This is a genomic window from Blastococcus sp. SYSU D00695 (assembly GCF_054050555.1).
This window is the reverse complement of sequence record NZ_JBJGZP010000002.1, coordinates 181,350-206,227: the sequence shown is the minus strand read 5'-3', so window position 1 is coordinate 206,227 and position 24,878 is coordinate 181,350. Positions and strand designations below refer to the sequence as shown.

The 24,878-nt window shown below is 75.9% G+C and carries 25 protein-coding genes and 1 riboswitch; of the genes, 16 read left to right on the top strand and 9 right to left on the bottom strand.

Annotation, left to right across the window (positions count from 1 at the left end; translation table 11 throughout):
- Positions 1 to 13: 13 nt before the first annotated feature.
- Positions 14 to 1,333, top strand: a complete 1,320-nt coding sequence (locus tag ACI781_RS02485) for an MFS transporter (RefSeq protein ID WP_456564499.1) — start codon at positions 14 to 16, stop codon at positions 1,331 to 1,333.
- Positions 1,334 to 1,398: 65 nt separating this feature from the next.
- Positions 1,399 to 2,973: a glutamate synthase-related protein gene (locus ACI781_RS02480; RefSeq protein ID WP_456564498.1), complete on the top strand. Its 1,575-nt coding sequence runs from the start codon at positions 1,399 to 1,401 to the stop codon at positions 2,971 to 2,973.
- 77 nt (positions 2,974 to 3,050) lie between these two features.
- Here ACI781_RS02480 and ACI781_RS02475 read toward each other — a convergent pair whose 3' ends face one another.
- Both ACI781_RS02475 and ACI781_RS02470 read right to left on the bottom strand, forming a co-directional pair.
- Complete coding sequence (locus ACI781_RS02475) at positions 3,051 to 3,662, bottom strand: FMN reductase (RefSeq protein ID WP_456564497.1); 612 nt, start codon at positions 3,660 to 3,662, stop codon at positions 3,051 to 3,053.
- Complete coding sequence (locus ACI781_RS02470) at positions 3,659 to 4,783, bottom strand: LLM class flavin-dependent oxidoreductase (RefSeq protein ID WP_456564496.1); 1,125 nt, start codon at positions 4,781 to 4,783, stop codon at positions 3,659 to 3,661. The genes ACI781_RS02475 and ACI781_RS02470 overlap by 4 nt, the downstream gene beginning before the upstream one ends.
- Before the next feature lie 247 nt (positions 4,784 to 5,030).
- Here ACI781_RS02470 and ACI781_RS02465 point away from each other — a divergent pair, with 247 nt between their 5' ends.
- From ACI781_RS02465 to ACI781_RS02420, 10 genes are all read left to right on the top strand, one after another.
- Positions 5,031 to 5,666, top strand: coding sequence for a hypothetical protein (locus tag ACI781_RS02465; RefSeq protein ID WP_456564495.1), 636 nt, complete (start codon positions 5,031 to 5,033; stop codon positions 5,664 to 5,666).
- A 211-nt stretch (positions 5,667 to 5,877) separates the two neighbouring features.
- A riboswitch (cyclic di-AMP (ydaO/yuaA leader) is annotated at positions 5,878 to 6,025 on the top strand.
- Between the two features lie 221 nt (positions 6,026 to 6,246).
- Positions 6,247 to 7,035 carry an aggregation-promoting factor C-terminal-like domain-containing protein gene (locus ACI781_RS02460; protein ID WP_456564494.1) on the top strand — a complete coding sequence of 263 codons (789 nt, stop codon included), beginning with the start codon at positions 6,247 to 6,249 and terminating at the stop codon, positions 7,033 to 7,035.
- 271 nt (positions 7,036 to 7,306) lie between these two features.
- Entirely contained in the window at positions 7,307 to 7,951 is a 645-nt protein-coding gene (locus ACI781_RS02455; RefSeq protein ID WP_456564493.1) for a class I SAM-dependent methyltransferase, read from the top strand.
- Positions 7,952 to 8,011: 60 nt separating this feature from the next.
- Positions 8,012 to 8,680 (top strand): TetR/AcrR family transcriptional regulator, encoded by a 669-nt coding sequence (locus tag ACI781_RS02450; RefSeq protein WP_456564492.1) that lies wholly within the window; start codon positions 8,012 to 8,014, stop codon positions 8,678 to 8,680.
- A 102-nt stretch (positions 8,681 to 8,782) separates the two neighbouring features.
- Positions 8,783 to 10,273 (top strand): flavin-containing monooxygenase, encoded by a 1,491-nt coding sequence (locus ACI781_RS02445; RefSeq protein ID WP_456564491.1) that lies wholly within the window; start codon positions 8,783 to 8,785, stop codon positions 10,271 to 10,273.
- Entirely contained in the window at positions 10,273 to 11,112 is an 840-nt protein-coding gene (locus ACI781_RS02440) for an SDR family NAD(P)-dependent oxidoreductase (RefSeq protein WP_456564490.1), read from the top strand. Before ACI781_RS02445 ends, ACI781_RS02440 begins: the two co-directional genes overlap by 1 nt.
- A 71-nt stretch (positions 11,113 to 11,183) precedes the next feature.
- Positions 11,184 to 11,576, top strand: coding sequence for a hypothetical protein (locus tag ACI781_RS02435; RefSeq protein ID WP_456564489.1), 393 nt, complete (start codon positions 11,184 to 11,186; stop codon positions 11,574 to 11,576).
- Positions 11,577 to 11,646: 70 nt separating this feature from the next.
- Positions 11,647 to 11,856, top strand: coding sequence for a DUF4177 domain-containing protein (locus ACI781_RS02430; RefSeq protein WP_456564488.1), 210 nt, complete (start codon positions 11,647 to 11,649; stop codon positions 11,854 to 11,856).
- A 22-nt stretch (positions 11,857 to 11,878) separates the two neighbouring features.
- Positions 11,879 to 12,667, top strand: coding sequence for a pentapeptide repeat-containing protein (locus ACI781_RS02425; RefSeq protein WP_456564487.1), 789 nt, complete (start codon positions 11,879 to 11,881; stop codon positions 12,665 to 12,667).
- Positions 12,664 to 13,194, top strand: coding sequence for a DUF4334 domain-containing protein (locus tag ACI781_RS02420; protein WP_456564486.1), 531 nt, complete (start codon positions 12,664 to 12,666; stop codon positions 13,192 to 13,194). The genes ACI781_RS02425 and ACI781_RS02420 overlap by 4 nt, the downstream gene beginning before the upstream one ends.
- On the opposite strand, the gene ACI781_RS02415 is transcribed toward ACI781_RS02420, so the two are convergent.
- From ACI781_RS02415 to ACI781_RS02400, 4 genes are read right to left on the bottom strand one after another with little or no spacing between them, the layout of a single operon-like run.
- Entirely contained in the window at positions 13,151 to 13,567 is a 417-nt protein-coding gene (locus ACI781_RS02415; RefSeq protein ID WP_456564485.1) for a hypothetical protein, read from the bottom strand. The genes ACI781_RS02420 and ACI781_RS02415 overlap by 44 nt on opposite strands.
- A 47-nt stretch (positions 13,568 to 13,614) precedes the next feature.
- Complete coding sequence (locus ACI781_RS02410; RefSeq protein ID WP_456564484.1) at positions 13,615 to 14,019, bottom strand: hypothetical protein; 405 nt, start codon at positions 14,017 to 14,019, stop codon at positions 13,615 to 13,617.
- Positions 14,019 to 15,431 carry a Re/Si-specific NAD(P)(+) transhydrogenase subunit beta gene (gene pntB, locus ACI781_RS02405; protein ID WP_456564483.1) on the bottom strand — a complete coding sequence of 471 codons (1,413 nt, stop codon included), beginning with the start codon at positions 15,429 to 15,431 and terminating at the stop codon, positions 14,019 to 14,021. The genes ACI781_RS02410 and pntB overlap by 1 nt, the downstream gene beginning before the upstream one ends.
- Positions 15,428 to 16,999, bottom strand: coding sequence for a Re/Si-specific NAD(P)(+) transhydrogenase subunit alpha (locus tag ACI781_RS02400; RefSeq protein ID WP_456564482.1), 1,572 nt, complete (start codon positions 16,997 to 16,999; stop codon positions 15,428 to 15,430). The genes pntB and ACI781_RS02400 overlap by 4 nt, the downstream gene beginning before the upstream one ends.
- A 286-nt stretch (positions 17,000 to 17,285) precedes the next feature.
- On the opposite strand from ACI781_RS02400, the gene ACI781_RS02395 reads away from it, so the two are divergent.
- Both ACI781_RS02395 and ACI781_RS02390 read left to right on the top strand, forming a co-directional pair.
- Positions 17,286 to 19,400: a putative bifunctional diguanylate cyclase/phosphodiesterase gene (locus ACI781_RS02395; RefSeq protein ID WP_456564481.1), complete on the top strand. Its 2,115-nt coding sequence runs from the start codon at positions 17,286 to 17,288 to the stop codon at positions 19,398 to 19,400.
- A gap of 38 nt (positions 19,401 to 19,438) precedes the next feature.
- Complete coding sequence (locus tag ACI781_RS02390) at positions 19,439 to 20,281, top strand: HDOD domain-containing protein (protein WP_456564480.1); 843 nt, start codon at positions 19,439 to 19,441, stop codon at positions 20,279 to 20,281.
- Between the two features lie 99 nt (positions 20,282 to 20,380).
- Here ACI781_RS02390 and ACI781_RS02385 read toward each other — a convergent pair whose 3' ends face one another.
- Entirely contained in the window at positions 20,381 to 21,532 is a 1,152-nt protein-coding gene (locus tag ACI781_RS02385) for an acyl-CoA dehydrogenase family protein (protein WP_456564479.1), read from the bottom strand.
- Positions 21,533 to 21,537: 5 nt separating this feature from the next.
- Positions 21,538 to 22,713: an acyl-CoA dehydrogenase family protein gene (locus ACI781_RS02380; RefSeq protein ID WP_456564478.1), complete on the bottom strand. Its 1,176-nt coding sequence runs from the start codon at positions 22,711 to 22,713 to the stop codon at positions 21,538 to 21,540.
- Between the two features lie 129 nt (positions 22,714 to 22,842).
- Here ACI781_RS02380 and ACI781_RS02375 point away from each other — a divergent pair, with 129 nt between their 5' ends.
- Positions 22,843 to 23,280 carry a TFIIB-type zinc ribbon-containing protein gene (locus ACI781_RS02375; RefSeq protein WP_456564477.1) on the top strand — a complete coding sequence of 146 codons (438 nt, stop codon included), beginning with the start codon at positions 22,843 to 22,845 and terminating at the stop codon, positions 23,278 to 23,280.
- An 81-nt stretch (positions 23,281 to 23,361) separates the two neighbouring features.
- Positions 23,362 to 24,186 (top strand): hypothetical protein, encoded by an 825-nt coding sequence (locus tag ACI781_RS02370; protein WP_456564476.1) that lies wholly within the window; start codon positions 23,362 to 23,364, stop codon positions 24,184 to 24,186.
- 39 nt (positions 24,187 to 24,225) lie between these two features.
- Here ACI781_RS02370 and ACI781_RS02365 read toward each other — a convergent pair whose 3' ends face one another.
- Positions 24,226 to 24,840 carry a TetR/AcrR family transcriptional regulator gene (locus ACI781_RS02365; RefSeq protein ID WP_456564475.1) on the bottom strand — a complete coding sequence of 205 codons (615 nt, stop codon included), beginning with the start codon at positions 24,838 to 24,840 and terminating at the stop codon, positions 24,226 to 24,228.
- Between the last annotated feature and the right edge of the window lie 38 nt (positions 24,841 to 24,878).

The following is a 24,878-nucleotide window of genomic DNA, read 5'->3' as shown; positions in this document are numbered from 1 at the left end:
CGTCGGGTATGGGGTGCCCCCGCCTCCCGCCGTCCGCGCCCACGCCGTCTGGCTGGTGGCCCTGGCGTCGTACGTGGTCGCCGTGTTCCACCGCGCCTCCCTCGGCGTGGCCGGCCCGGAGGCCCAGGAGCGGTTCTCCGCCGGGGCGTCGGCCGTCTCGCTGTTCCTGGTGCTGCAGCTGGCCGTGTACGCGGGCATGCAGGTGCCGGTCGGCGTGGCCCTGGACCGCTTCGGCCCCCGGCGGCTGATCGTCGCCGGCGGCCTGACCATGGCCGCCGGCCAGCTGGTGCTCGCCGTGGCGACCGACGTGCCGACGGCGATCGCGGCCCGGGTGCTCGTCGGCGCCGGCGACGCCATGACGTTCATCAGCGTGCTGCGCGTGATCGGCGCCTGGTTCCCCTCCCGCACCGTGCCGGTGGTCACCCAGCTGACCGGCATCCTCGGCCAGCTCGGCCAGGTGCTGGCCGCGGCCCCGCTCGTGGCGCTGCTGCACGGCACCGGCTGGCAGCACACCTTCCTCGGCGCCGCCGCGGTGGGCGTGCTGGTGGCGGTGCTCGTCCTGGGCACCCTGCGCGACGCCCCGCCGGGAACGGTCCGGCCCGCGGCGCCCGGGCTGGCCGCCGTCCGCGAGGGGCTGGTGCAGACCTGGCGCGAGTCGGGCACCCGCATCGGGCTCTACACCCACCTGGTCACCCAGTTCTCCGGCACCGTGTTCGCCCTGCTGTGGGGCTATCCCTTCCTCACCGCCGGGGAGGGGCTGGCGCCGGGCACCGCCGCCGCGCTGCTCACCCTGCTGGTGGTCGTCGGGATGGTCGTGGGCCCGCTGCTGGGCCGCCTGTGCGGGCGCTGGCCGCTGCGGCGCTCGGTCCTGGTGTTCGCGATCCTCGCCGCGACGGCGGGCACCTGGACCCTCGTGCTGCTGTGGCCCGGCCGGGTGCCGCTGCCGGTGCTGGTCCTGCTGGTCGTCGTCCTGGGCACCAACGGGCCCGGGTCGATGATCGGGTTCGACTTCGCCCGCACCTGGAACCCCGCCGAGCGGCAGGGCAGCGCCAGCGGGGTGGTCAACGTCGGCGGCTTCCTCGCCTCGCTGCTGACGATCCTGGCGATCGGCGCCATCCTCGACGTCCTCACCCCGGGCGCCTCCACCGCCTACGACCGCGACGCGTTCCGGGCCGCCTTCGCCGTCCAGTACGTCTTCTGGGCCGTCGGCCTGGTCGGCGTGGTCCGCCACCGCCGCCTGCTGCGCGACCGGCTGGCCCGCGACGGCGTGGTGCTGGCCCCGCTGCGGGTGGCCGTCGCCGCCCGGCTGCGCGGCGGGTCCGCCTACCGCTGAGTCCCGCCCCGGACCCGCGCGCCGACCGGTCGCCCCGCGGGCGGCCGAGGGGCATGGTGAGGCGCATGAGAGGACTCGCCCGCACCGCCGCGGCCGGCCTCGGCGCAGTCGCCGCCGTCGCCGTCCGGGACCTCGTCCAACGGCAGCACGCCGTGCTGCGCAACTACCCCGTCGTCGGGCACGCCCGCTACCTGCTGGAGCGGATGGGCCCGGAGATCCGCCAGTACCTCGTCGCCGGCAACGAGGAGGAGCGGCCGTTCACCCGCGACCAGCGCCGGTGGGTGTACGCCTCGGCCAAGAAGCAGAACAACTACTTCGGCTTCGGCACCGACAACGACCTCGAGCACACCGCCGGCTACCCGATCATCAAGCACACGACGTTCGGCACCGCCGTGCCGCCGTCCCACCCGGCGTCGGCCGAGGACGTGCCGCTGCCCTCGGCGAAGGTGCTCGGCGGGCCGCGCGGCAGGCGGGCGGCGTTCCGGCCCCCGTCGGTGGTCAACGTGTCGGCGATGAGCTTCGGCTCGCTGTCGGGGACGGCGGTCGAGGCGCTCAACCGGGGCGTGGCGCTGGCCGGCTGCCTGCAGAACACCGGCGAGGGCGGGCTGTCGGTGCACCACCGGCACGGGGGCGAGCTGGTGTTCCAGATCGGCACCGCCTACTTCGGCTGCCGCGACGAGCAGGGCCGGTTCGACATGGCGCGTCTGCGCGACGTGGTCGCCGGTGCGCCGGTGCGGGCGCTGGAGATCAAGCTGAGCCAGGGCGCCAAGCCGGGCCTGGGCGGCGTCCTCCCGGCGGCGAAGGTGTCGGCGGAGATCGCCGCGGCGCGCGGGGTGCCGGTCGGCCAGACCTGCGTCAGCCCGTCGCGGCACGCCGAGTTCCGCGACACCGACAGCCTGCTGGACTGGGTGGAGCTGCTGGCCGCCGAGACGGGGCTGCCGGTCGGCATCAAGGCCGCCGTCGGCGACATGGGGTTCTGGGACGAGCTCACCGAGCTCATGGCGACCACCGGCCGCGGGGTGGACTTCGTGACGATCGACGGCGGCGAGGGCGGCACCGGCGCGGCGCCGATGGTGTTCGCCGACTCGGTGTCGCTGCCCTTCCAGCTCGGCTTCACCCGCGTCTACTCCACGTTCGCCCGCCGCGGGCTGCAGGAGCAGGTGACGTTCGTCGGCGGCGGCAAGCTCGGCCTGCCCGACAACGCGATCGTCGCCTTCGCGCTCGGCTGCGACATGGTGAACGTCGGCCGCGAGGCGATGCTGGCGATCGGGTGCATCCAGGCGCAGAAGTGCCACACGGACACGTGCCCGACCGGCGTGGCCACGCAGAACGCCTGGCTGGCCCGCGGCCTGGACCCGGCGCTCAAGTCGGTGCGGCTGGCCAACTACGTCGCCACGCTGCGCCGCGACCTGGTGAAGGTCGCCGAGGCCTGCGGTGTCGAGCACCCGGGGTTGATCGGCACCGGGGCGGTGGAGCTGCTCGACGGCCGGACGTCGTCCACCCCGCTGGGCGAGGTGTACGGCTACGAGCCCGGCTGGGGACTGCCCTCGGCGGCCGACCGGGCGGAGATCACCCGCATCATGCGGGCCGAGGCGCCCCACGGCGGCACCGCGCCGGCGTCGGCGGACGCCCGGCGCTGAGGCATGGGAGGCCATCCCCACGTCCTGACCGGCCGGGTGCGGGGATGGCTTCCCATGCCTCGAGGGGCCGTGACCCGTCAGCCCCGGCCGAGCAGCCGGTCGAGCGGGACGACGTCGGCGAACGGGTCGGCCGGCCGGGACGACACCGGGCGACCGGCGACCAGGTCGGCCAGCTCCCCGCCGGCGCGCGCGATGCGGGTCGCCAGGCCGCCGGAGGTGTCGGCCCAGTCCTCGGCGGCGGCGAAGACCGCCGTCGGCACGGTGGCGGTCCGCAGGAAGGCGAACAGCGGCCGCATCGCGTGCTCGAGCACCAGCGAGTGGCGGGCGCTGCCGGCCGTCGCGCCGAGCAGCGTCGGCGTGCCGGTCAGCGCGTCGGGGTCGAGCACGTCGACGAAGGTCTTGAACAGCCCGCTGTAGGAGGCGGTGAAGACCGGCGTGACCGCGATGAGCCCGTCGGCGCCGGTGACCGTGTCGATCGCGGCCCGCAGGCCCGGGCCGGGGAACCCGGTGACCAGGTGGTCGGCCAGGGCGCGGGCGTGCTCGCGCAGCTCGACGACCTCGACGGTGGCGTCGTCGCCGTGCCGGCCCAGGGCGTCGACGGTCGCGGCGGTCAGCCGGTCGGCGAGCAGCCGGGTGGACGACGGCGTGCTCAGGCCGGCAGTGACCACGGCGAGGGTGCGGGTGGTCATCGCACGGTCACCTCCTCGGGGGTGCGGTCGGGGGTGCCGGGGACGGTCGCGGCGCGGGCGGCGACGCGCGCGGCGTGGGTGGGGGCGTCGGGGACGGCGGCCGGCTTCAGCGCGGCGAACTCGCGGCGGAGCACGGGGACGACCTCCGCGCCGAGGATCTCCAGCTGCTCGAGGACGGTGCGCAGCGGCAGCCCGGCGTGGTCGACGAGGAACAGCTGGCGCTGGTAGTCGCCGACGTAGTCGCGGAACCCGAGCGTGCGCTCGATGACCTGCTGCGGGCTGCCGACGGTCAGCGGGGTGTCGCGGCTGAAGTCCTCCAGGGACGGGCCGTGGCCGTACACCGGCGCGGCGTCGAAGTAGGGCCGGAACTCGCGGACGGCGTCCTGGCTGTTCTTGCGCACGAACACCTGGCCGCCGAGGCCGACGATCGCCTGCTCGGGGGTGCCGTGGCCGTGGTGGGCGAACCGGTCGCGGTAGAACTCGACCATCCGCCGGGTGTGCTCCGGCGGCCAGAAGATGTGGTTGGCGAAGAAGCCGTCGCCGTAGTAGGCGGCCTGCTCGGCGATCTGCGGGCTGCGGATGGAGCCGTGCCAGACGAAGGGCGGGACGCCGTCCAGCGGCCGCGGCGTCGAGGTGAAGCCCTGCAGCGGCGTGCGGTGGCGGCCCTGCCAGTCGACGACCTCGGTGTCCCACAGCCGGCGCAGGAGCGCGTAGTTCTCCACCGCCAGCGGGATGCCGTCGCGGACGTCCTTGCCGAACCACGGGTAGACCGGCCCGGTGTTGCCGCGGCCCAGGGTCAGGTCGACGCGGCCGCCGGAGAGGTGCTGCAGCATCGCGTAGTCCTCGGCGATCTTCACCGGGTCGTTGGTGGTGATGAGCGTGGTCGCCGTCGACAGCTGCAGCGTCGAGGTCTGCGCCGCGATGTAGGCCAGCGTCGTCGTCGGCGAGGACGAGAAGAACGGCGGGTTGTGGTGCTCGCCCAGCGCGAAGACGTCGAGACCGACCTCCTCGGCCTTCCGCGCGATCGCGACGATCGCCCGGATCCGCTCCGCCTCGCTCGGCGTGCGCCCGGTCGTGGGGTCGGCCGTGATGTCGCTGACCGAGAAGATGCCGAACTGCATGTCACTCGCCTCTTGGGTTGAGAGTTCAACTACTGCCGCCTGCAACGGGCCGGCGGGCCGGGGGATTCCCGGGCGCCGGCACCCGGACGGACGCCGGTGGGTGACCGGCCGGGCACGCCCGGTGCGACACCCGCGTCGTGGCCGATCCGAGACCTGCCGGGCGCTCCCGCAGCCGCCACCGCTGGGCATCCTTCCCCCACCGCGGCACGGGGGCCGGGCGCGGTGGGGGAGTGCGAGGGGGACGTCGATGTCGGTGCACGCTGCGGTCCGGCCCGGTCCGGGCGCCCTCGACGCCCTGCTGGGCACCGAGCCGACCTTCCGGGGGGCGCTGCGCGGCTACGACCGCATGGAGGTCGACAACTACGTCGCCTGGGCCGAGACGGAGATCGCGGTGGCCCGCCGCGAGAACGACCACCTGCTCACCCGCTTCTCCGCCTGCTCGGCGGAGCTCGCCGACGCCCGCCGCCGGCTCGCCGGGGTGGACCGGGGGGACGCCGACCCGGTGCAGGAGCTGCTCGTGCGCGCCGCCGAGCACGCGGCCGCCCTGACCGCCGCCGCCGAGGCCGAGGCCGACCGGATCCGCGGGGCCGCCCGCGCCGAGGCCCGCGCCCGGCTTGCGAACGTCGCCGTCCTCCGGCAGGCGGTGGCCGCCGTCCGGGACGAGACACTCGCCACACTCGCCGCCGAGCGGCGGGACCGGGCCGCGGCCGAGCGGGAGTCCGCCGGGCGCATCGCCGCGCTGGAGGCCGAGGTCGAGCGGCTGCGCCGCGAGCGCGACGCCGCGCACGCGGCGTCGGCCCTGCTCGGGGAGCGGATCGAGGATGCGCTGCAGGTGGTCACCGCGGGCGTGCCCGACCTGCCACGGCCGGCCCGCGCGAGCTGACGGGGTCGCCCGCCGGTTGCCGCAGCGCGACCGAGAGCTCACGCAGCGTCCGCGTCCGGTCGCATCCCGGGGTGTGTGGGACCACTGGGGCGAGATCCGTCACGCACCGGATCCGGGGGCAGGGATTGTCACGGCGCGGTAACGGCACCTAACGTGGCTGCGTCCGGCCGGTCGTCTCGTCCCCATCCGGGGAGTTCGGCCGGACGCCGCCGAGTCGCGACCGCCTGGTGCGGGAGCGAGCCGGGGACCCACCGCAGTACTGGGGTGAATCCCGCCCGCCGAGTCCGCTCGGCGCGCGGGTAGGGCGCCTTCCCTCCCGAACCCGTCAGCTAACTCGGTAGGCGGCCACGGAAGAAACGGAGAGTCTCCGCATGCCTCGCCTCCGGGCTCACGCGGCCCGCAGGTGCCGCCGTCCGCGCGCGCTGCCCGTCTAGCGCCGCCGACCGCCGCCTGCACCGCCCCGGGCCGGCGCCGCCCCGTCGCGCCCCCGGACCACCCCGAAGACACCAGCACCGTCCGTGCGCCCCCTCCAGGAGGGGGTGGCCGACGCGTGCGCGCTCTCCCACGGAGTACCTCCCGCATGTCGCCCCGCTCGCTCTTCCGCACGTCCAGCCGCGCCCCCCGGGCCGCCCGCAGCGGCTCGCCGCTGGGCCCGCGCCGCCCCGGCCTGCTGCTCGCCGCGGCCGCCGCCGGCGGCGTCCTCGTCAGCGTCGTCGCCACCGGCGAGACGCCCGCCTCCGCCGACGCCGCCGCGCCCGAGTCGGTGAGCGTCGCCCAGGCGCTGGGGATCGACGGCGTGGCCCCCGCCGCGGCCGCCTCGCCCGACCTCTCCTCGCTCGGCGACCTCGCCTCCTCCCGGTCCGAGCGGGACGAGCAGGCGGTCGCCGCCGCCCTCACGCAGCAGGCCACCGACCAGGCCGAGCTCGACCGCCGCGCCGCCGAGGCCGCCGCCGCCGAGGCCGCCGCGCGCGCCGCCGCCGAGGCCCAGGCCGCCGCGGAGGCGCAGGCCGCCGCGGACGCGCAGGCCGCCCAGCAGCAGCAGCGGCAGGCGGCCGCCCCCGCCGCGTCGTCCTCCGGTGGTCAGGGCTCCTTCAAGGACTACGCGATGTCGCGGGTCGGCAGCGGGTCGGAGTTCACCTGCCTGGAGAACCTGTGGGGCCGCGAGAGCGGCTGGAACCCCACCGCGCAGAACCCGACGAGCACCGCCTACGGCATCCCGCAGTTCCTCGACTCCACCTGGGCCGGGACCGGCATCGCCAAGACCAGCGACGGCTACCGCCAGATCGACGCCGGCCTGATCTACATCGACAGCCGCTACGGCAGCCCCTGCGGCGCCTGGGCCCACTCCCAGTCCACCGGCTGGTACTAGAAGGAGGACCCCCTCGCCCCCCACGCCCCGCTCCGCGCGGCGCGGGCCCCTGCGAGGGGGCCGTTCCAGCACGTCACGACGCTCGCGGCGGGCCCCTGCGGCGGGGCCGTTCCAGCACGTCACGGCGCGCGGCGCGGGCCCCTGCGAGGGGGCCGTTCCAGCACGTCACGACGCTCGCGGCGGGCCCCTGCGGCGGGGCCGTTCCAGCACGTCACGGCGCGCGGCGCGGGCCCCTGCGAGGGGTCGCGCCGGGCGTGGTGAGGTGAGGGCCGTGCCGCCCGACGTCGTCCCCGCCGGTTTCATCCGCGCCCACACGGCGGTCCGGTCGCCGTCCTCGGTCCCCGAGGTGCGGCTGCACGTGGCCGACGACGTCGTCGCCCTCTGGGAGGCGATGGAGGTCTCGGCGGGCGGGGCGGGCGACGCCCCGCCGTTCTGGGCGGCCGCGTGGCCGGGCGGCCAGGCCCTCGCCCGGTTCGTCCTCGACACCCCCGGGCTCGTGGCGGGCCGCCGGGTGCTCGACCTGGGCGCCGGCAGCGGCCTGGTCGCGGTCGCGGCCGCGCTGGCCGGCGCCACCACCGTGCTCGCCAGCGATGTCGACCCGTTCAGCCGCACGGCGATCGAGGTCAACGCCGGCCTCAACGGCGTCCGGGGGATCACCGCCCTGGGCGACGTGCTCGGGCAGCCGGCGCCCCCGGTGGACGTCGTCCTGGCCGGGGACGTCTGCTACGACCGGGAGATGACCGAGCGGGTGGTGCCCTTCCTCGACCGGGCCCGGGCCGCCGGCTGCGCGGTGTACGTCGGCGACCCCGGCCGGCCCTACCTCCCGCACGAGCGGCTGGTCGAGGCGGCGGTGTACGAGATCCCCGAGACCGAGGGCCCCGGCCTGCGCCGGACCACGGTGTGGCGCCTGCCCTGATCGTGGAGGTCGCCTCTCGACGCCGTGTCGAGCGCGTCGACACCCGCTAGCGTCGCGTCCATGGCCGAGCCCCACCTCGCCGAGCCCCACCGCGCCGAGCCGGGCACCGCGCGCGGCCGGCGGGTCCGCCGACCCACCGGGGACGACCGGGAGCGGGCCCTGCTGGCCACCGCCGAGGCGCTGCTCGAGCAGCGGCCCCTGGCCGACATCTCGGTCGACGACCTGGCCCGCGGCGCGGGCATCTCGCGGTCGACCTTCTACTTCTACTTCGCCTCCAAGGAGGCGGTCGTCCTCGCGCTGCTGGACCGCGTGGTCGCCGAGGCCCGGGCGGCCCGCACCGCCGCGCTGGCCGGCGCGACCGGCGCCCGCGCGGCCTGGCGGGCGGCCCTGGTCACCGTCCGCGACACCTTCCGCGACCACCGGGCGCTGACCGCCGCCGCCACCGAGCTGCTCGCGGCCAGCCCCGAGGTGCGGGAGCTGTGGTCGGCGGTGATGGAGGGCTTCGTCGCGGAGACGGCGGCGGCGATCGAGGCCGAGCGGGCCCGGGGTGCGGCCCCGCCGGGGCCGCCGGCGCGCGACCTGGCGGTCGCCCTCAACTGGATGAACGAGCGCGTGCTCCAGGTGTCCGTCGGCGGGCACGGGCCCGGGCTGGCGGACGACGCCGCCGTGGACGTGCTGCTGACCGTGTGGCTGCGGACGATCTACGGCTCGGACGAGCGGCCGGGCTGACCCCCGGCGCCCCCGACAGGCCGTTGATCGACTCGACACCGTGTCGACAAGCGTTCCGGCGGGGGGCACGATGCCCGGAGGACCACGGAGAGCGGGAGCCCCATGACTGCCGAGACCGCAGAGCACGTCGACGTCCTCATCGTCGGAGCCGGGCTGTCCGGCGTCGGCGCCGCCTGCCACCTCGAGCGGGAGCGGCCGGGCACCGGCTACGCGATCCTCGAGGCCCGGGCCGCCATCGGCGGCACCTGGGACCTGTTCCGCTACCCGGGGATCCGCTCGGACTCGGACATGTTCACCCTGGGCTACTCGTTCCGGCCGTGGACCGACCCGCAGGCCATCGCCGACGGCCCCTCGATCCGCCGCTACGTCGAGGAGACCGCCCGCGAGTACGGCGTCGACCAGCGGATCCGCTACCGCCACCGGGTGCTGTCGGCGCAGTGGTCGTCGGCGGACGCGCGGTGGACCGTCACCGCCGAGCGCACCGACACCGGCGAGACCGTCACCCTCACCTGCTCGTGGCTGTCGGTGTGCTCCGGCTACTACCGCTACGACGAGGGCTTCAGCCCCCGGTTCGCTGGCGCCGAGACCTTCCGCGGGCAGGTCGTGCACCCCCAGCACTGGCCCGAGGACCTCGACGTGACCGGCAAGCGGGTCGTCGTCATCGGCAGCGGGGCCACCGCCGTCACCCTCGTGCCGAGCCTCGCCGGGCAGGCCGCGCACGTCACGATGCTCCAGCGCACCCCGACCTACGTGATCTCCCTGCCGGGCCGGGACAAGCTGGCCGAGTCGCTGCGCCGCGTCCTGCCCGAGCGCGTCGTCTACCCGGTGGTCCGCTGGAAGAGCCTGCTCGCGTCGATGGCCTCCTTCCAGCTGTCCCGCCGCCGCCCGGCCCTGATGAGGAAGGTGCTGCGCGCTGCCCAGGAGCGGCAGCTGCCGGCCGGCTTCGACCTCGACACCCACCTCACGCCGCCGTACGACCCGTGGGACCAGCGGCTGTGCGTCGTCCCCGACGGCGACCTGTTCCGCGCCATCCGCCGGGAGCAGGCGTCGATCGTCACCGACCGGGTCGTCCGCTTCGACGAGACGGGCATCGTGCTGGCGTCCGGGCAGCACCTGGACGCCGACGTCATCGTCACCGCGACCGGTCTGAACCTGCTGCCGATCGGCGGCATGACGCTCACCGTGGACGGTGCCCCGGTCGAGCTGTCGGAGACCGTCTCCTACAAGGGGATGATGGTCTCCGGGGTCCCCAACTTCACGATGACCATCGGCTACACCAACGCCTCCTGGACGCTGAAGGCCGACCTCGTCGCCCGCTACGTGACCCGGTTGCTCGCGCATCTGGAGCGCACCGGCACCGCCATCGCCACCCCGCTCGCGCCGGCCGATCCCGAGCGCGCGCCGTTCCTCGGCCTCACGTCGGGCTACGTGCAGCGCAGCCTCGACCTGCTGCCCAAGCAGGGCGGCCGGGCACCGTGGAAGCTGCACCAGAACTACGTCCGCGACCTGCTCCTGCTGCGCCGCGGCCCGGTCGAGGACGAGGGCATCCGCTTCACCGGCCGGCAGCCGGCGCGCGAGCGGGCGGCCGCCTGATGGACGCCTACCGCTTCGCCGGGGGGACGGCGGTCGTCACCGGGGCGGCCAGCGGCATCGGCGCCGCCCTCGCGCCCCTGCTGGCCGCGCGCGGCAGCGACCTGGTGCTCGTCGACCGCGACGCCGAGCGGCTGGCCGAGGTCGCCGCGGGCGTGCGCGCCGCCTCCCCGGGCGTCTCGGTGACCACCGCCGTCGTCGACCTGGCCGACCCGGTCGCCACCCAGCGCGTCGCCGACGACCTGGTCGCGGCCCACCCCGGGGTCACGCTGCTGGTCAACAACGCCGGCGTGGCCCTGGCCGGGCGCTTCGACCAGATGACCCTCGACGAGTTCGACTGGGTCATGGAGATCAACTTCCGCGCCGTCGTCCGGCTGACCAAGGCGTTCCTGCCGACGCTGAAGGCGCACCCCGGGTCGCACGTGGTCAACCTCAGCAGCCTGTTCGGCCTGATGGCACCCGCCGGGCAGGCGGCGTACTCGTCCAGCAAGTTCGCCGTCCGCGGCTTCACCGAGGCGCTGCGGCACGAGCTGGCCGAGGACGGGGTCGGCGTCACCAGCGTGCACCCCGGGGGCATCCGCACCCGGATCGCCGAGACCGCGCGGGTGGCCGGCGGCGTCGACCCGGCGGAGGCCGCGCAGGGCAAGGCCGACTTCGCCAAGCTGCTGACCTTCCCCGCCGAGAGGGCGGCCGCGCTGATCGTCGACGCGGTCGAGCGGCGCCGCCCGCGGCTGCTCATCGGCCTCAGCGCGAAGGTCCCCGACGTGCTGGTCCGGCTGGCCCCCGGCGGCTACGGCCGGCTGCTGGTTGCCGTCGCCGGGCTGGCCGGGCGCCGCCGCTGACCCCTCGCCCGGCGGGCGGCCGGGGCAGACTGGGCCCGGGACCCGCGGCGGACGGGTGCGGAGGGGGCACGGTGACCGAGCAGGAACCGGCCGGCGGGCGCGTCCCGCGGTCGATCGAGGAGTTCGTGGCCCAGCTCAAGGGCTTCACCGACCGGGCCCGCGGCCTGGCCGCCGGCGCCGTCCCCGGTGGGTTCTCGCTGCCCCGGTTGCCGTCGCCGCCGGGCGCGATGTCGGCGGCGCAGCTGCGTGCCATCGACCAGGCGGTCCGCGGGCAGCGGCAGCTGATCACCGGCATGGTCGCCCAGCTGCAGGCCTTCGACGAGCAGCTGGCCGTCTTCGAGCGGCTGCTCGAGCCGCTGGTCGAGTGGAGCGGCACCTGGGCGCGGCTGGAGGAGTCGGTGGCCGAGCTCGTCCGCGGCCCGTCCGCCGCCGCGCCCGACGAGCCGGCGCCGCCCTCGCGCTGACCCCCGCACGGGCGCCAGACTGCTCCTCCCGGGCGTGCCCCGCGCCCGGCGCGACAGCGAGGAGCCCTCCGTGGCCGGTCGGTACGAGTACAAGGTGGTCGAGCTCCGCGAGGGGCTGCTCGGCGGCAAGATGTCGGGTGACAAGCTGGAGAAGGTGCTCAACGAGCACGCCCGCGAGGGCTGGCAGCTCAAGGCGATCACCTCGGTCGAGGTGAAGGGCCGGATCGGCCCGGGCGGTGTGGACGGCGTCCTGGTCACGCTGGAGCGCCTCGCGGGGTGACGAGGTCGTCGGGGGAGGGCACGTGACCGACCGCGACGACCGGGCGCTCCTGCACGCCGACTGCGCGCGCTGCGCCGCGCTGTGCTGCGTGCTGCCGCCGTTCGCCGCGTCGGCGGACTTCGCGATCGACAAGCCCGCCGGCCGGCCCTGCCCGAACCTCGCCGCCGACGACCGCTGCACCATCCACGCGCAGCTGCCCGCCCGCGGCTTCCCCGGCTGCGTCACCTTCGACTGCTTCGGCGCCGGCCAGCAGGTCGTGCAGGTGACCTACGCCGGGCGGGACCCGCGCGGCCGGCCCGAGGCGCTCGCCGTCCTGGACGCGATGCGGCAGCTGTCGGAGCTGCTCTGGTACCTCGCCGAGGCGCTGGCGCGGCCCGCCGCCGCGCCGCTGCGCGACCGCCTCGTCGAGGCCCGCGACCGCACCCGCGCGCTGCGCGACGCCGGGGCGGCGGAGCTGGCCGCGCTGGACACCGACGCGCTCCGCCGCGAGGCGGGACCGCTGCTGCGCGAGGCCAGCACGCTGGTCCGGGCCGCGTTGCCCGGCCCGCGCCGGGACCGCTCGGGACGTGACCTCGTGGGGGCCGACCTGCGCGGGGCCGACCTGCGGGCCGGCTGCCTGCGCGGCGCGCTGCTCATCGGCGCGGACCTGCGCGGCGCGGACCTGCGGGGAGCCGACCTGCTCGGCGCGGACCTGCGGGCCACCGACCTGCGCGGCGCCGACCTGCGCGACGCGCTGTTCCTGACCCGGCCGCAGGTGGCCGCCGCCCGCACCGACGGCGCCACCCGCGTGCCGGCCGCGGTCCTGCCGTGAGCTCCGCGGCCGGGGTCCTCGGGCTGTTCGACACCCTCGAGCCGGTGGCGCCGGGGGAGCTCGTCGGTCGCTGGCGGGGCGCCGAGCTGCCCACCGGCAACCGGCTCGACGGCCTGCTCACCGCGCACGGCTGGTGGGGCAAGGACGTCGTCGACACCGAGACCGTGCACCCGCTGCTGTTCGCCGGCCGGAGCGGCGTGCCCCGGCCGGTGCCGCCGTGGCCGGTGCCGCTGGCCCTCCTGCGCCGGGCGCCGGGGCTGGTCCGCAGCCCGGCGGCGCGGGCCGGGTTCGCCGCCGTCCGGCCGCTGCTGCGCGCCCGCCGGCCCGGCGCCCGGGTCCGCGCGGTGGCCTGCCGCGGCGTGGTGACCGCGGCGATCGTCTACGACGCGCTGCCGGTGGTCGACGCGTTCCGCCGGGTCGACGGGCGCACGCTGCTCGGGCTGATGGACATGCGCGGGCTGGCCGAGCCGTTCGCGTTCGTCCTCACCCGCTGTCCCGGTTCCGGCGGGGCCGCAGCAGGCCGGTGACCGACTCCACCCGCGACTGGGCCTGACGCAGCCCCGACACGATGGGGAGCAGGTCGTCCGACAGCCGGGCCAGGGTGTCCGGCAGCGTCTCCACCACCGGGTCGTCGAGGACCCGCCCCACGCGGATCAGCCCCGGCCGCAGCGCGCGGACCGGCTCCTCGAGCTCCTCGACGAGCGCCTCGAGCCGCTCGGCGGTGCGCTGCGCGGAGGAGATGGCCGCCGTCGCCGTCCGCGTGGCGGCGATGAGCTCCCGGACGGCGCCGTTGAGATCGGTCAGCGTGCGGGGGAGCGAGGCCAGCGCCTCGGTCTGCGTCTGCAGGAGCGAGACGAGGTCGGACAGCCCGGGCAGGCGCGGCAGGCGGAAGGGGTCCACGCCGCCACGGTCGACGGCGCGGCGGGCCGGCGCAAGCCGGCCCGCCGTCAGCCCGGCAGCACCTCGCGCCACAGCCGGCCGGCGGCCCGGCCGGTGCCGACGTCGGCGAGCCCGCGCAGCGCCTGGACGTCGTGCACGGTGCCGGCGGCCCCGCCGAGCAGGGCGAACACCCCCACGCCGGTGGCGAGCATCCCCGGGTGCGGCGCGGGCATGCCGTTCGGCCGCACGAAGGTGATCTTCCACGGCTGCCCGGCCGCGGTCAGTCTGACCCCGCCGCCGAACCACCACCACGGCCAGGACACGTCGGTGACCTGCCGCAGCGGGACGTCGAAGACCGGCTCGTCGGAGACGAACGTCAGGCCGCGGCGGTCGGTGGCCAGGTAGCCGGGCACGTTCCGCAGCCCCCCGATCAGCCAGGCCGGGCTGACCAGCAGGCCGCCGGGGCCGGTCATCAGAGCGCCTTCAGGATGTCCTCGACGCGCTCGCGGGCGTCGCCGAAGAGCATCCGTGTGTTCTCCCGGAAGAAGAGCGGGTTCTGCACCCCGGCGTACCCGGTGTTCATCGACCGCTTGAACACCACGACCCGCTCGGCCTCCCACACCCGCAGCACGGGCATGCCCGCGATCGGGCTGGCGGGGTCCTCGGCGGCGGCCGGGTTGACGGTGTCGTTGGCGCCGATGACCAGGACGACGGAGGTGCGCGCCAGGTCGTCGTTGATCTCGTCCATCTCCAGGACGACGTCGTAGGGCACCTTCGCCTCGGCCAGCAGCACGTTCATGTGCCCCGGCAGCCGGCCGGCGACCGGGTGGATGCCGAAGCGGACGTCGACCCCGGCGTCGGTGAGCCGGCGGGTGAGGTCGGCGACCGGGCCCTGCGCGTGGGCGACGGCCATGCCGTAGCCGGGGGTGATGACGACCGTCTCGGCGTCCTTGAGCAGCTCGGCGACCTCGCCGGCGGTGATCTCGGTGTGCTCGCCGTCCTCGCCGCCGGCCCCGGAGGCGGCGGCGCCCTCGTTGCCGAAGCCGCCGGCGATCACCGACAGGAACGAGCGGTTCATCGCCTGGCACATGAGGTAGCTCAGGTAGGCACCGGAGGAGCCGACCAGGGCGCCGGTGACGATGAGCAGGTCGTTGTCCAGCAGGAAGCCCGACGCCGCGGCCGCCCAGCCCGAGTAGCTGTTGAGCATCGAGACGACGACCGGCATGTCGCCGCCGCCGATCGAGGCGACCAGGTGCCAGCCCAGCGCCAGCGCCAGCACGGTGAGCACCGCGAGCACGGGCAGGTTCGGCGAGACGACGAAGACGACGGTCAGCACCGCGAACAGCGCCAGCGCGCCGAGGTTGAGCCAGTTCTTGCCCGGCAGCACCAGCGGGTTGCTCTTGATCCGCGCCGACAGCTTGAGGAAGGCGACGATCGACCCGGTGAAGGTCACCGCACCGATGAAGACGCCGATGGCGACCTCGGCGGAGTGGATCTCCACGGCCAGGCCGAGGTGCTCGGCCTCGCCCTCCGGGGCGCCCTCGACCGACAGGTAGCCGTTCCAGCCGACCAGCACGGCGGCGAGGCCGACGAAGCTGTGCAGCAGGGCGATGAGCTCGGGCATGCCGGTCATCTCGACCCGGCGGGCGCGCCACAGGCCGATCCCGGCGCCGATGGCCATGGCCACGACGATCGCGACGACGGCGGCGGCCTCCAGGTCGTCGGCGGCCAGGGCGACGGTCGCGACCAGCGCCAGCGCCATGCCGGCGATGCCGTAGAGGTTCCCCGACTTGGCCGTCTCGTGCTTCGAGAGGCCGGCCAGGGACAGCACGAAGAGGAGGGCGGCGACCAGGTAGGCGGCCGCCGCGGCGGACTCGAGGCTCATCGGGCGCTCCCCGCGGTCGTGCGGGCGGGGCCGCGGGTGAACATGCCGAGCATCCGGCGGGTGACGGCGAAGCCGCCGAAGACGTTGATCGAGGCCAGCAGCACGGCGATGAACGCCAGGACGGTGACCACGCCCGAGACGTGGCCCAGCTGCAGCAGCGCGCCGACCACGATGATCCCGGAGATCGCGTTGGTGACGCTCATCAGCGGGGTGTGCAGGGCGTGGTGCACGTGCCCGATCACGTAGAAGCCGACGACGACGGCGAGGGCGAACACGGTCAGGTTGCCGACCAGCTGGTTGGGCGCGAACGCGGTCGCGAGGAACAGCAGGGCCGCGGCGAGGCCGACCAGCGCGTTGCGGCGACCGGTGGTCATCGGGGCCCGCTCCGGCTTGACCAGCGGGGCGGGCGGAGGCGGTGCCGGCGCCGACGGGGCGGCCGACACCTGCACCGGCGGTGGCGGCCACAGCACCTCGCCGTCGCGGACGACGGTCATCGCGCGCTGCACGACGTCGTCCAGGTCGAGCGCCAGGACGCCGTCCTTGGCCGGGGTGAGCAGCGCGACCAGGTTCACCAGGTTCGTGCCGTACAGCTGCGAGGCCTGGGCCGGCAGCCGCCCCGGCAGGTCGGTGTAGCCGATGATCGTGACGCCGTTGGCGGTGGTCACGACCTGGTCGGCGACCGAGCCCTCGACGTTGCCGCCCTGCGCCGCGGCCATGTCCACCACGACGCTGCCGGGCTTCATCGAGGCGACCATCTCGGCGGTGATCAACCGCGGCGCGGCCCGGCCGGGGATGAGCGCGGTGGTGATGACGATGTCCACGTCGCGGGCCTGCTCGGCGTACATGACCGCGGCCCGGGCGTTGTAGTCGTCGCTGGTCACCGACGCGTAGCCGGTGCCGCCACCGGGCTGGGCCTCGTCGGCGGGGACGCCGACGTACTCCCCGCCCAGGGAGGCGATCTGGTCGGCCACCTCGGGGCGGACGTCGGTCGCGCGCACGATCGCGCCCAGGCTGGACGCGGCGCCGATCGCGGCGAGCCCGGCCACGCCGGCGCCGGCGACGAGCACCTTCGCCGGCGGCACCTTGCCCGCGGCGGTCACCTGGCCGGTGAAGAACCGGCCGAACGCGTGCGCGGCCTCGATGACCGCCCGGTAGCCGGCGATGTTGGCCATCGACGACAGCACGTCCAGCGACTGGGCGCGCGAGATGCGGGGGACGGCGTCCATCGCCAGCGCCGTGACCGGCCGCTCGGCGAGGGCGGCCACCAGGTCCGGGTCGAACGCCGGCGCGAGCAGGCTGACGAACACCGCGCCGTCGCGCAGCGCGCCGATCTCCGCCGCCGACGGCTTGGCCACGTGCAGCACCAGGTCCGCGCCCCACGCCTGCGCGGCGGTGCCGACGCTCGCGCCCGCCTCGGCGTACTCCTCGTCCGGGAACGACGCCGCGGCGCCCGCGCCGGACTCGACCAGGACCGTGTGGCCCAGGTCCAGCAGCCGGCGGACGGTGGCCGGGGTCGCGGCCACGCGGGTCTCACCCGGGGACGTCTCGCGGGGTACTCCGATGAGCACGAGCACTCCAGTGCAGGTCGGTCCGGCGTCGTTGCCGGGGAGGGGCCTGAGGGGGGCGAGGCGGGCGCGCGGGGCGCGCCGGACCATTCGGACGTTCCTACCAGCCCCGCGATCCCCACACGGGGCCGCGGTCTGTGAGGAGGAGCACGTCGGAGCGGGGGCGCGCTACCCGATGGGGTGGTCGCCGCCCGGCCGGGCTGCAGGGCGGGCCGCGCGGCGCCGTAGACACCGCAGGGCCGGAGAACCGCCGGCCGCGTACCACCAGCACCGAACGGGAGCGAGGACCGTGACAGCCACCTCGTCCGCGGACGCCGGCCCACGCGTGGCGCCGGAGATCGTCTCCGCGGTCTTCCACGGCGCCACCGTCAGCGACGGGCTGGCGCTGCTCGTCGCCGAGACCTCCGGCGGGCAGCCCCGCCTGGCGTGGGGCAACGAGGGCGCCGTCCACCTGCTGGGCTACGCCGCGGAGGACCTCCGCGGCCTGCCGGTCGCCTCCCTGCTGCCGTCGCTGCGCGGCGCGGAGCTCAGGCTGCTGCTGCGCCGCGAGCGGACGGCGCGGATGAACCTCCCCGTGCGCACCGCCAGCGGCGCGTCCACCGAGTGCGCCGTCGTCTGCACCCCGACCCCCACCGGCCGGACCTGGAACCTGCGGCTGGTCGCCACCGACACCGCGCAGGAGCGCGTGCTGCGGGCGACCGCCGACGCCCACGAGCGGCGGTTCGCCACCCTGGCCGAGCGGTCCCCGGTGCCGACGCTGCTGTCCGAGCAGGGCATGCGGCTGGCGCACGTCAACGACGCCTTCTGCAGCCTGGTCGGCCGGCAGGCCGAGGAGCTGCTCGGGACCGGCTGGATGGCCGCGGTCCACCCGCACGACCTCGACGCGGTCATCGAGCGGGTCGCGGCCGTCCTGGGCGGCGCGGACGGCGAGGTGCAGGCCCGGCTGCTGGTGGACGACGGGAGCGAGCGGCGGACCGTCCTGCGCTTCGCGCACGTCTTCACCCCGGGCGTCGGCGCCGGGTTCGTCGCCACCGTCGAGGACATCACCGAGCGCCTGGCGTTCGAGGCGCGGCTGGCCCACCAGGCCACCCACGACCCGCTCACCGGCCTGCCCAACCGCACGCTGCTGGCCGAGCACGTCGCCGAGCGCTTCGTGCGCGGCCGGGAGGGGCTGGCCTGCCTGTTCCTCGACCTGGACAACTTCAAGGTCGTCAACGACTCCCTGGGCCACGCGGCCGGGGACGAGCTGCTGGTGGTGGTCGCCGGCCGGCTGCGGTCGGTGGTGCGGCCCGGGGACCTGGTCGCCCGCTTCGGCGGGGACGAGTTCGTGGTGGTCTGCGAGGACGTCGGCACCGGCGACGCGCTCGCCCTGGCCGAGCGGATCGGCACCGCCCTGGCCGCGCCCGTCCGGCTCGGCGGCGTCGACGTCCGCCCGCGCGCCAGCGTCGGGGTGGCCGTGCAGACCGGGGAGCACGGCAGCGCCGAGGACCTCATCCGCGACTGCGACATCGCCATGTACCAGGCCAAGAACGGCGGCAAGGGCCGGATCACGGTGCTGGACGACCGGGCCCGGGTCGAGGCCCGCGACAAGCTGCGGCTGGTCGCCGACCTGCGCGACGCCATCGAGCGGCGCGAGGTGACCCTGCTCTACCAGCCGATCTTCGCCGCGGCCGACGGCGTCTCGACGGCCGTGGAGAGCCTCGCCCGCTGGGAGCACGCCGAGCGCGGGCCGATCAGCCCGGCGACCTTCGTGCCGCTGGCCGAGGAGAGCGGCCTCATCGGCCCGCTGGGCTCGCTGGTGCTGGACGAGACCTGCCGCCAGCTGGCCGAGTGGGACCGCCTGCTCGGCGGGGAGGCCCCGGCCCGGGCCAACGTCAACGTGTCGGCCCTGCAGCTGGACGACAACCTGCACGGGCTCGTCGTCGAGGCGCTGCGCCGGCACCGGCTGGCGCCGGCGCGGCTGTCGATCGAGATCACCGAGTCGGCGCTGATGACGGACCCGGCCGCCGCCCGGGTGGTGCTCCAGCAGCTGCGCGACCTCGGCGTCCAGCTGGCGATCGACGACTTCGGCACCGGCTACTCGTCGCTGGCCTACCTGCGGCACCTGCCGGTGGACTGCCTGAAGGTGGACCGGTCGTTCGTCGCCGAGCTCGCCGAGGGGCACACCGAGATCACCACCGCGGTCATCGCGCTGGCCGGCAGCCTCGGGCTGAGCACGGTCGCCGAGGGCGTGGAGACGACGGAGCTGGCCGGGCAGCTGGCCGCCCTGGGCGCGACCTACCTGCAGGGCTTCGGCCTGGCGACGCCGATGAGCGGCGCCCGCGCGGCGGCCTGGTACGCGATGCACGGCCGGCCGGCCCAGGCGCCGCCCGCCGTCCCCGCTCCCCGCGAGCCGCGGCCGTGACCCCCGACCGCCCCACCCCCGCCTCTCCCGGAGCCGACGTGACACCCCCGCAGCTCGCCGCCGTCCCCACGCTGGCGCCGGCCCCGTCCTTCGACCTGGACCGGGTCCTGGCCAGCATCGACACGATGGCCTCGCAGCGGCCGGTGGCGGCGCAGATCGTCTCGGTGGCCAACTCCGACGACAGCAGCGCGCGCGTGCTGGCCGACATCCTGGCCGCCGACGTGGCCCTGGCCGGTCGCGTGATGAAGCTGTCCAACAGCGCCTACTTCGGCATGCGCGGGCGGGTCACCACGCTGCAGTTCGCCGTCACCGTCGTCGGTTTCACCACGGTGCGGACCATGGCGACCGTCGCGCTCACCGACCTCGACGACGAGTCGCGGCTGCCCGAGGGCTTCTGGATCGGCACCACCAGCGTGGCGCTCGCGGCCTCGCTGCTGGCGCCGCGCTTCGGTGAGCGCCCGCAGGACGCGCTGTGCCTGGGCCTGCTGGCCCAGCTCGGGGTGGCCCTGCTGCACCACGAGGACCCCGAGGGGCACCGCGAGCTGCTGGCGGCGGAGGCGACGCCGGCCGGCCGCCGCGCGGCGGAGGTCCGCCGCTACGGCATCTCGGGGCTGCGGCTGACCGCGGTCGCGCTGCAGCAGTGGGGGTTCCCGCACAGCATGGTCGCGCCGCTGACCGCGGTCGACGACCGCGACGGCACCGACGGCGCCCTGCTGCGGGCGGCGTTCGAGGTGGCCGCGCGGCTCACCCAGCCCGGGTACGAGCCGCAGGACGTCGCGGGGCTCACCGACGGCGCGCTGCGCGAGGACGCCGTCGGCCCGGTGCTGGAGCAGGTGCGCCAGGACGCCGAGGAGCTGCGCCGGGCGATGCTCGGCGACTGACGCCGCCCTGCCGCGGCACCCCCACGCGCACGGAGAGCGCCCTCCCCGGCCGCGCGGGCGGCGGGGGAGGACGCTCTCCGTGGGGGGACCGCTGGTGGGTCAGCCCGAGTAGGGCGCGCCCATCGGGTCGATCGTGGCGTGGTCGCCGACGGTCGTCACGAGCCGGTCGAGGGCGAAGTCGCCGTCGCCGAGCACGTGGTCGATCGCGGTCAGCCGGCTGGTGTAGTGGCCGACCTTGTACTCGGCGGTGACACCGATGCCGCCGTGCAGCTGGATGGCCTCCTTGCCGACGTGGCGGCCGGCGCGGCTGGTCTGCAGCCGGGCGCGGTCCCCGGCGAGGACGACGTCCCCGCCGGCGTCGGCGACCATGCTCGCCCACAGCGCGGTGCTGCGGGCCAGCTCCAGGGAGACGTACATGTCCGCGGCGCGGAAGGTGAGCGCCTGGAACTTGTTCAGGGTCACCCCGAACTGCTTGCGCTGCGTCAGGTACTCCGCCGTGGTCCGCAGCGCCGTGTCCATCGCGCCGACGGACTCGTGGGCGTACGCGATCCGGGCCAGGGCGAAGGCCTTCTCGACGTCCGCGGAGCGGTCGGCGGTGCCCTCGCCGAGCAGGCGCGCGGGCGTGGACGCGAACGTCACGTTGGCCGCGCGGCCGCCGTCGTGGGTGCGGTAGCCGGTGCGGCTGAGCCCCTCGGCGTCCCCGTCGACGACGAACAGCGCGGTGCCGCCGTCGGTGACGGCGCTGACCACGAGGACGTCGGCGCGGGCCCCGTTGAGCACCGGCTCCTTGACGCCGGTCAGCGTCCAGGAGTCGCCGTCGCGGGTGGCGGTGACGCCGGCGGCGGCGGGGCTCCAGCGGGTGGCCGGCTCGGCGTGGGCGAACGCCAGGACGCTCGTGCCCTCGCTGAGCGGCCCGAGGACCGCGGCGCGCTGCTCGGCGGTGCCGACGGCGGCCACGAGCCCCCCGGCCAGGACGACGGCCTCGACGAACGGCTCGGGCGCGAGCACCCGGCCGATCTGCTCGGCGACGATCGCCACCTCGACGTGGCCGGCGCCCATGCCGCCGTCCTCCTCGGCGAAGGGCAGCCCGAGGACCCCCATCTCCGCCAGCCGCGCCCAGGTCTTCTCGTCGAAGCCGGGGTCGGTCTTGGTCACCTGCCGCCGCTGCTCGGCGTCGCCGTAGGCGCGCTCCAGCAGGCCGCGGACGGCCTCGCGCAGGTCGTTCTGCTCGCTGTCGAACTCGAAGTCCACGATGATCAGAGCCCCAGGATCGTGCCGGCGATGATGGTGCGCTGCACCTCGTTGGAGCCTCCGTAGATGGAGACCTTGCGGTAGTTCAGGTACTCCGGCGTGGCCACGCGGGCCCATTCGGGCACCTCGGAGCCGCCGTCGGCGAACGAGGCCAGCGAGAGCGGGCCGGCGATGTCGACGAGCAGCTCGGTCGCCGCCTGCTGCAGCTCCGAGCCGCGGAGCTTGAGCACCGACGACGCCGGGTGCGGCTTGCCGTCGGCGGAGTTGGCGACGACGCGCAGGGCGGTGAGCTCGAGGGCGAGCAGCTCGTTCTCGACCTCGGCGATGCGCCCGGCCATCCGCGGGTCCTCCAGCAGCGTGCGGCCGCCGGCGGTCACCTCGCGGGCCAGCTCCTTGGCCAGCGTCAGGTAGTGCTTGGTGGAGCCGACCCGGGCGATGCCGACCCGCTCGTTGCCGAGCAGGAACTTGGCCATCGTCCAGCCCTGGTTGACCTCGCCGACGAGGTTCTCGCCGGGGACGCGCACGTCCTCGAAGAACACCTCGTTGACCTCGAAGCCGCCGTCGAGCAGCTCGATGGGCCGCAGCGTCACGCCGGGGGTGTCCATCGGGAAGAGCAGCATCGAGATGCCGCGCTGCTTCTTCTCGGCGGTCGGGTCGGTGCGGACCAGGCAGAACATCCAGTCGGCGTGCTGGCCGAGCGTGGTCCACGTCTTCTGGCCGTTGACGACCCAGTCGTCGCCGTCGCGGACGGCGCTGGTGCGCAGCGACGCGAGGTCGGACCCGGCGTCGGGCTCGGAGAAGCCCTGGGCCCACCAGATGTCGAGGTTGGCGGTCGCGGGCAGGAAGCGCTCCTTCTGCGCCTGGCTGCCGAACTGCGCCAGCACCGGACCGATCATGCTGGTGTTGAACGCCAGCGGCTCGGGGACGCAGGCCAGCTGCATCTCCTCGCGCCAGATGTGGCGCTGCAGCGGCGTCCAGTCGCGGCCGCCCCACTCGACCGGCCAGTGCGGCACGGCCAGGCCCGCGGCGTTGAGCACCCGCTGGGTCGTGACGTACTCCTCCTTGCCGATGTGCCGGCGGGACGCGACGGTGTCCCGGATCTCCTGGGGCACCTGCGTGGTGAAGAAGGTGCGCATCTCTGCCCGGAAGGCCTCGAGCTCCGGGGACAGCTGCAACCGCATCGGACCTCTCTCCTGACGCCGGCGACGGGGCCGGCGCCCTCTCGTGCGTGTGACGACGACGATCCCACAATCGTTACCGGCCGGTAGCACGGGCCGGGGTGACGCGCACGCGGGAACCCCCGGGCGGCCGTGCCCGTTCGCCCGGGCATGGAGCTGACCTGCCCGAAGTGCCACGGGGCCATGCGGACCTACGAGCGCAACGGCGTCCACGTCGACCAGTGCGGGGACTGCCGGGGCATCTTCCTCGACCGCGGCGAGCTCGAGCGCCTGGTCGACGCCGAGAACGCCTGGCACGGCCGGCCCCGCGCGCCGCAGGCCGCCCCGGCCGCGGAGGGGCGCTACCGCTCCGACCACGACCGGTACGACGACCGGTACGACGACCGGCACGACGGCGGACACCGCGGGGGCCAGCGCCCGGCCGTGGCGTCCGGTGGCCTGGGGGCCGTGGTCGACGAGGTGCTCGGTCAGGTGCAGAAGCGGTCGCACTCGGGTGGCTCCCACGGTCACCAGGGTCAGCCGTACCGCAAGAAGCGCAAGGAGTCGTTCCTGGGCGACCTCTTCGGCTGAGGGAGGGCCCCGGCGCCCCCCACCGCTCGCACGCCCGCGGCGGGCCCTGCACCGGGGTCGGGGCCGGGGCAGGCTGGTCCCGTGTTCGACGTGGACTGGATGGACCTGCTGTGCCGGGCGGAGCTGCGGGAGCGGACGGCGGCCCTGGTGGCCGAGGCCTGCGCGTGGGCCGTCGGGCTCTCCGACCGCCCGCACCACCTGCGCCGGCGCGGGCGGCTGGTGGAGACCGGCGGCACGATGGGCGACCGGGCGGCGACCGGCCAGATGCTCAGCGGTGACGAGGACGGGCGCCTGGACCTCGGGGACGCCCGGCCGGGCAGCTTCGCCGACGCGCTGAACGCCGTCGACGCCGACGGTGTCGTGTTCGCCGACCGGTTCGACCGCGAGGTGGTCGACCCGTTCGTGCGCGAGACCTGCGTGCTGGCGGCCGGGCGGGCGCGCGCCACCCGGCCGGCCGAGTGGGCGGAGCTGCTCGACGACCTCGGCGAGGACGGCGGCGACCTGCCCGCGGTCGTCGCGGCGGGGGAGTGGGAGGTCCCGCTGCGCACGGAGGCCGAGCACCTCGTGCTGGCCGCCCTGGGGGACGTGCCGCTGCTGCAGGTCGAGGCCGAGGGCCTGCCGCTGGCCCTGGTCCGGCGGGCCGAGGCGCTGACCCGCGAGGCGGCCGCGCCGCCACCGCCCGCGGCGAGCGGGGACGCCGCCGCGGGGGCGGTGTTCCTCGCGCGCGCGGCGCTGGCCGGGGGCGACCCGCCGGAGCCGGTCGCGCCCGCCGACGCCGACCGCCTGCTCGCGCTGCTGCTGGGCGAGGGGATCGAGCCCGAGGAGGTGGCCGCCGTCCTGCCGCACCTGTCGCTGGCGCCGGGCACCGCCGAGGCGGTGCTCGCGCTGCTCGCCGCCGGCGGCTGACGGCCCGCGCCGGGTCTCCGCGCCGGGCCCCGCGCCGGGTCAGGCCCCGGGGTCGGCGGCCAGCCGGGTGAGCACCCGGGGGAGCAGGTCGGCGGGCACCCCGCCGGGCTCGGGCAGGGACTCGACGGCGAGGCCGTGCACCAGCGCCAGCAGCACCACGCCCAACGACTCGGCGTCCCAGCCGCTCACGCCGCGGTCGCTCAGGAAGCCGGCGACGACGGCGGTGACCCGGTCGCGCAGCGTCCGGCGCGCGGCGACGAACGCCTCCCGCACGGCCGGCTCGCGCACCGCCCGCTGCCAGAACTCCAGGAACAGCAGCTGCCAGCGCGGGTCGAGCCGGGCCAGCTCCGCGGCGACGGCGGCCAGCGCCCCGGCGAGGTCCCCGGCCCCGGCCATCGCCGTCTCCACGGCGGACAGGCGCGCGGCCGCCTCGGCCTCCATGAGGGCGAGGAAGAGCTCGTCCTTGCTGCCGAAGTTGGAGTAGACGGCGCCCTTGGTGAAGCCGGCGGCGGCGGCGACGTGGTCGAGGCTGGCGGCGGCGAACCCCCGCTCGGCGAAGACCTGCCGGGCCCCGTCGAGGACGCGGGCGCGCACGTCGGCACGGGCGGGACGCGGTGTGCGCGGGGACACGCCGCCGGGGGTGGACTCGGACACGACCACGAGGATACTGGACGGTATCCAATACCGATCGG

What these genes read in the sequence shown, in the direction of transcription:
- ACI781_RS02480 (WP_456564498.1), top strand. Translation starts at nt 1,399, where the DNA reads ATGAGAGGACTCGCCCGCACCGCCGCGGCCGGCCTCGGCGCAGTCGCC.
- ACI781_RS02475 (WP_456564497.1), bottom strand. Translation starts at nt 3,662, where the DNA reads ATGACCACCCGCACCCTCGCCGTGGTCACTGCCGGCCTGAGCACGCCG.
- ACI781_RS02470 (WP_456564496.1), bottom strand. Translation starts at nt 4,783, where the DNA reads ATGCAGTTCGGCATCTTCTCGGTCAGCGACATCACGGCCGACCCCACG.
- ACI781_RS02465 (WP_456564495.1), top strand. Translation starts at nt 5,031, where the DNA reads ATGTCGGTGCACGCTGCGGTCCGGCCCGGTCCGGGCGCCCTCGACGCC.
- ACI781_RS02460 (WP_456564494.1), top strand. Translation starts at nt 6,247, where the DNA reads ATGTCGCCCCGCTCGCTCTTCCGCACGTCCAGCCGCGCCCCCCGGGCC.
- ACI781_RS02450 (WP_456564492.1), top strand. Translation starts at nt 8,012, where the DNA reads ATGGCCGAGCCCCACCTCGCCGAGCCCCACCGCGCCGAGCCGGGCACC.
- ACI781_RS02445 (WP_456564491.1), top strand. Translation starts at nt 8,783, where the DNA reads ATGACTGCCGAGACCGCAGAGCACGTCGACGTCCTCATCGTCGGAGCC.
- ACI781_RS02440 (WP_456564490.1), top strand. Translation starts at nt 10,273, where the DNA reads ATGGACGCCTACCGCTTCGCCGGGGGGACGGCGGTCGTCACCGGGGCG.
- ACI781_RS02410 (WP_456564484.1), bottom strand. Translation starts at nt 14,019, where the DNA reads ATGACCGGCCCCGGCGGCCTGCTGGTCAGCCCGGCCTGGCTGATCGGG.
- pntB (WP_456564483.1), bottom strand. Translation starts at nt 15,431, where the DNA reads ATGAGCCTCGAGTCCGCCGCGGCGGCCGCCTACCTGGTCGCCGCCCTC.
- ACI781_RS02380 (WP_456564478.1), bottom strand. Translation starts at nt 22,713, where the DNA reads ATGCGGTTGCAGCTGTCCCCGGAGCTCGAGGCCTTCCGGGCAGAGATG.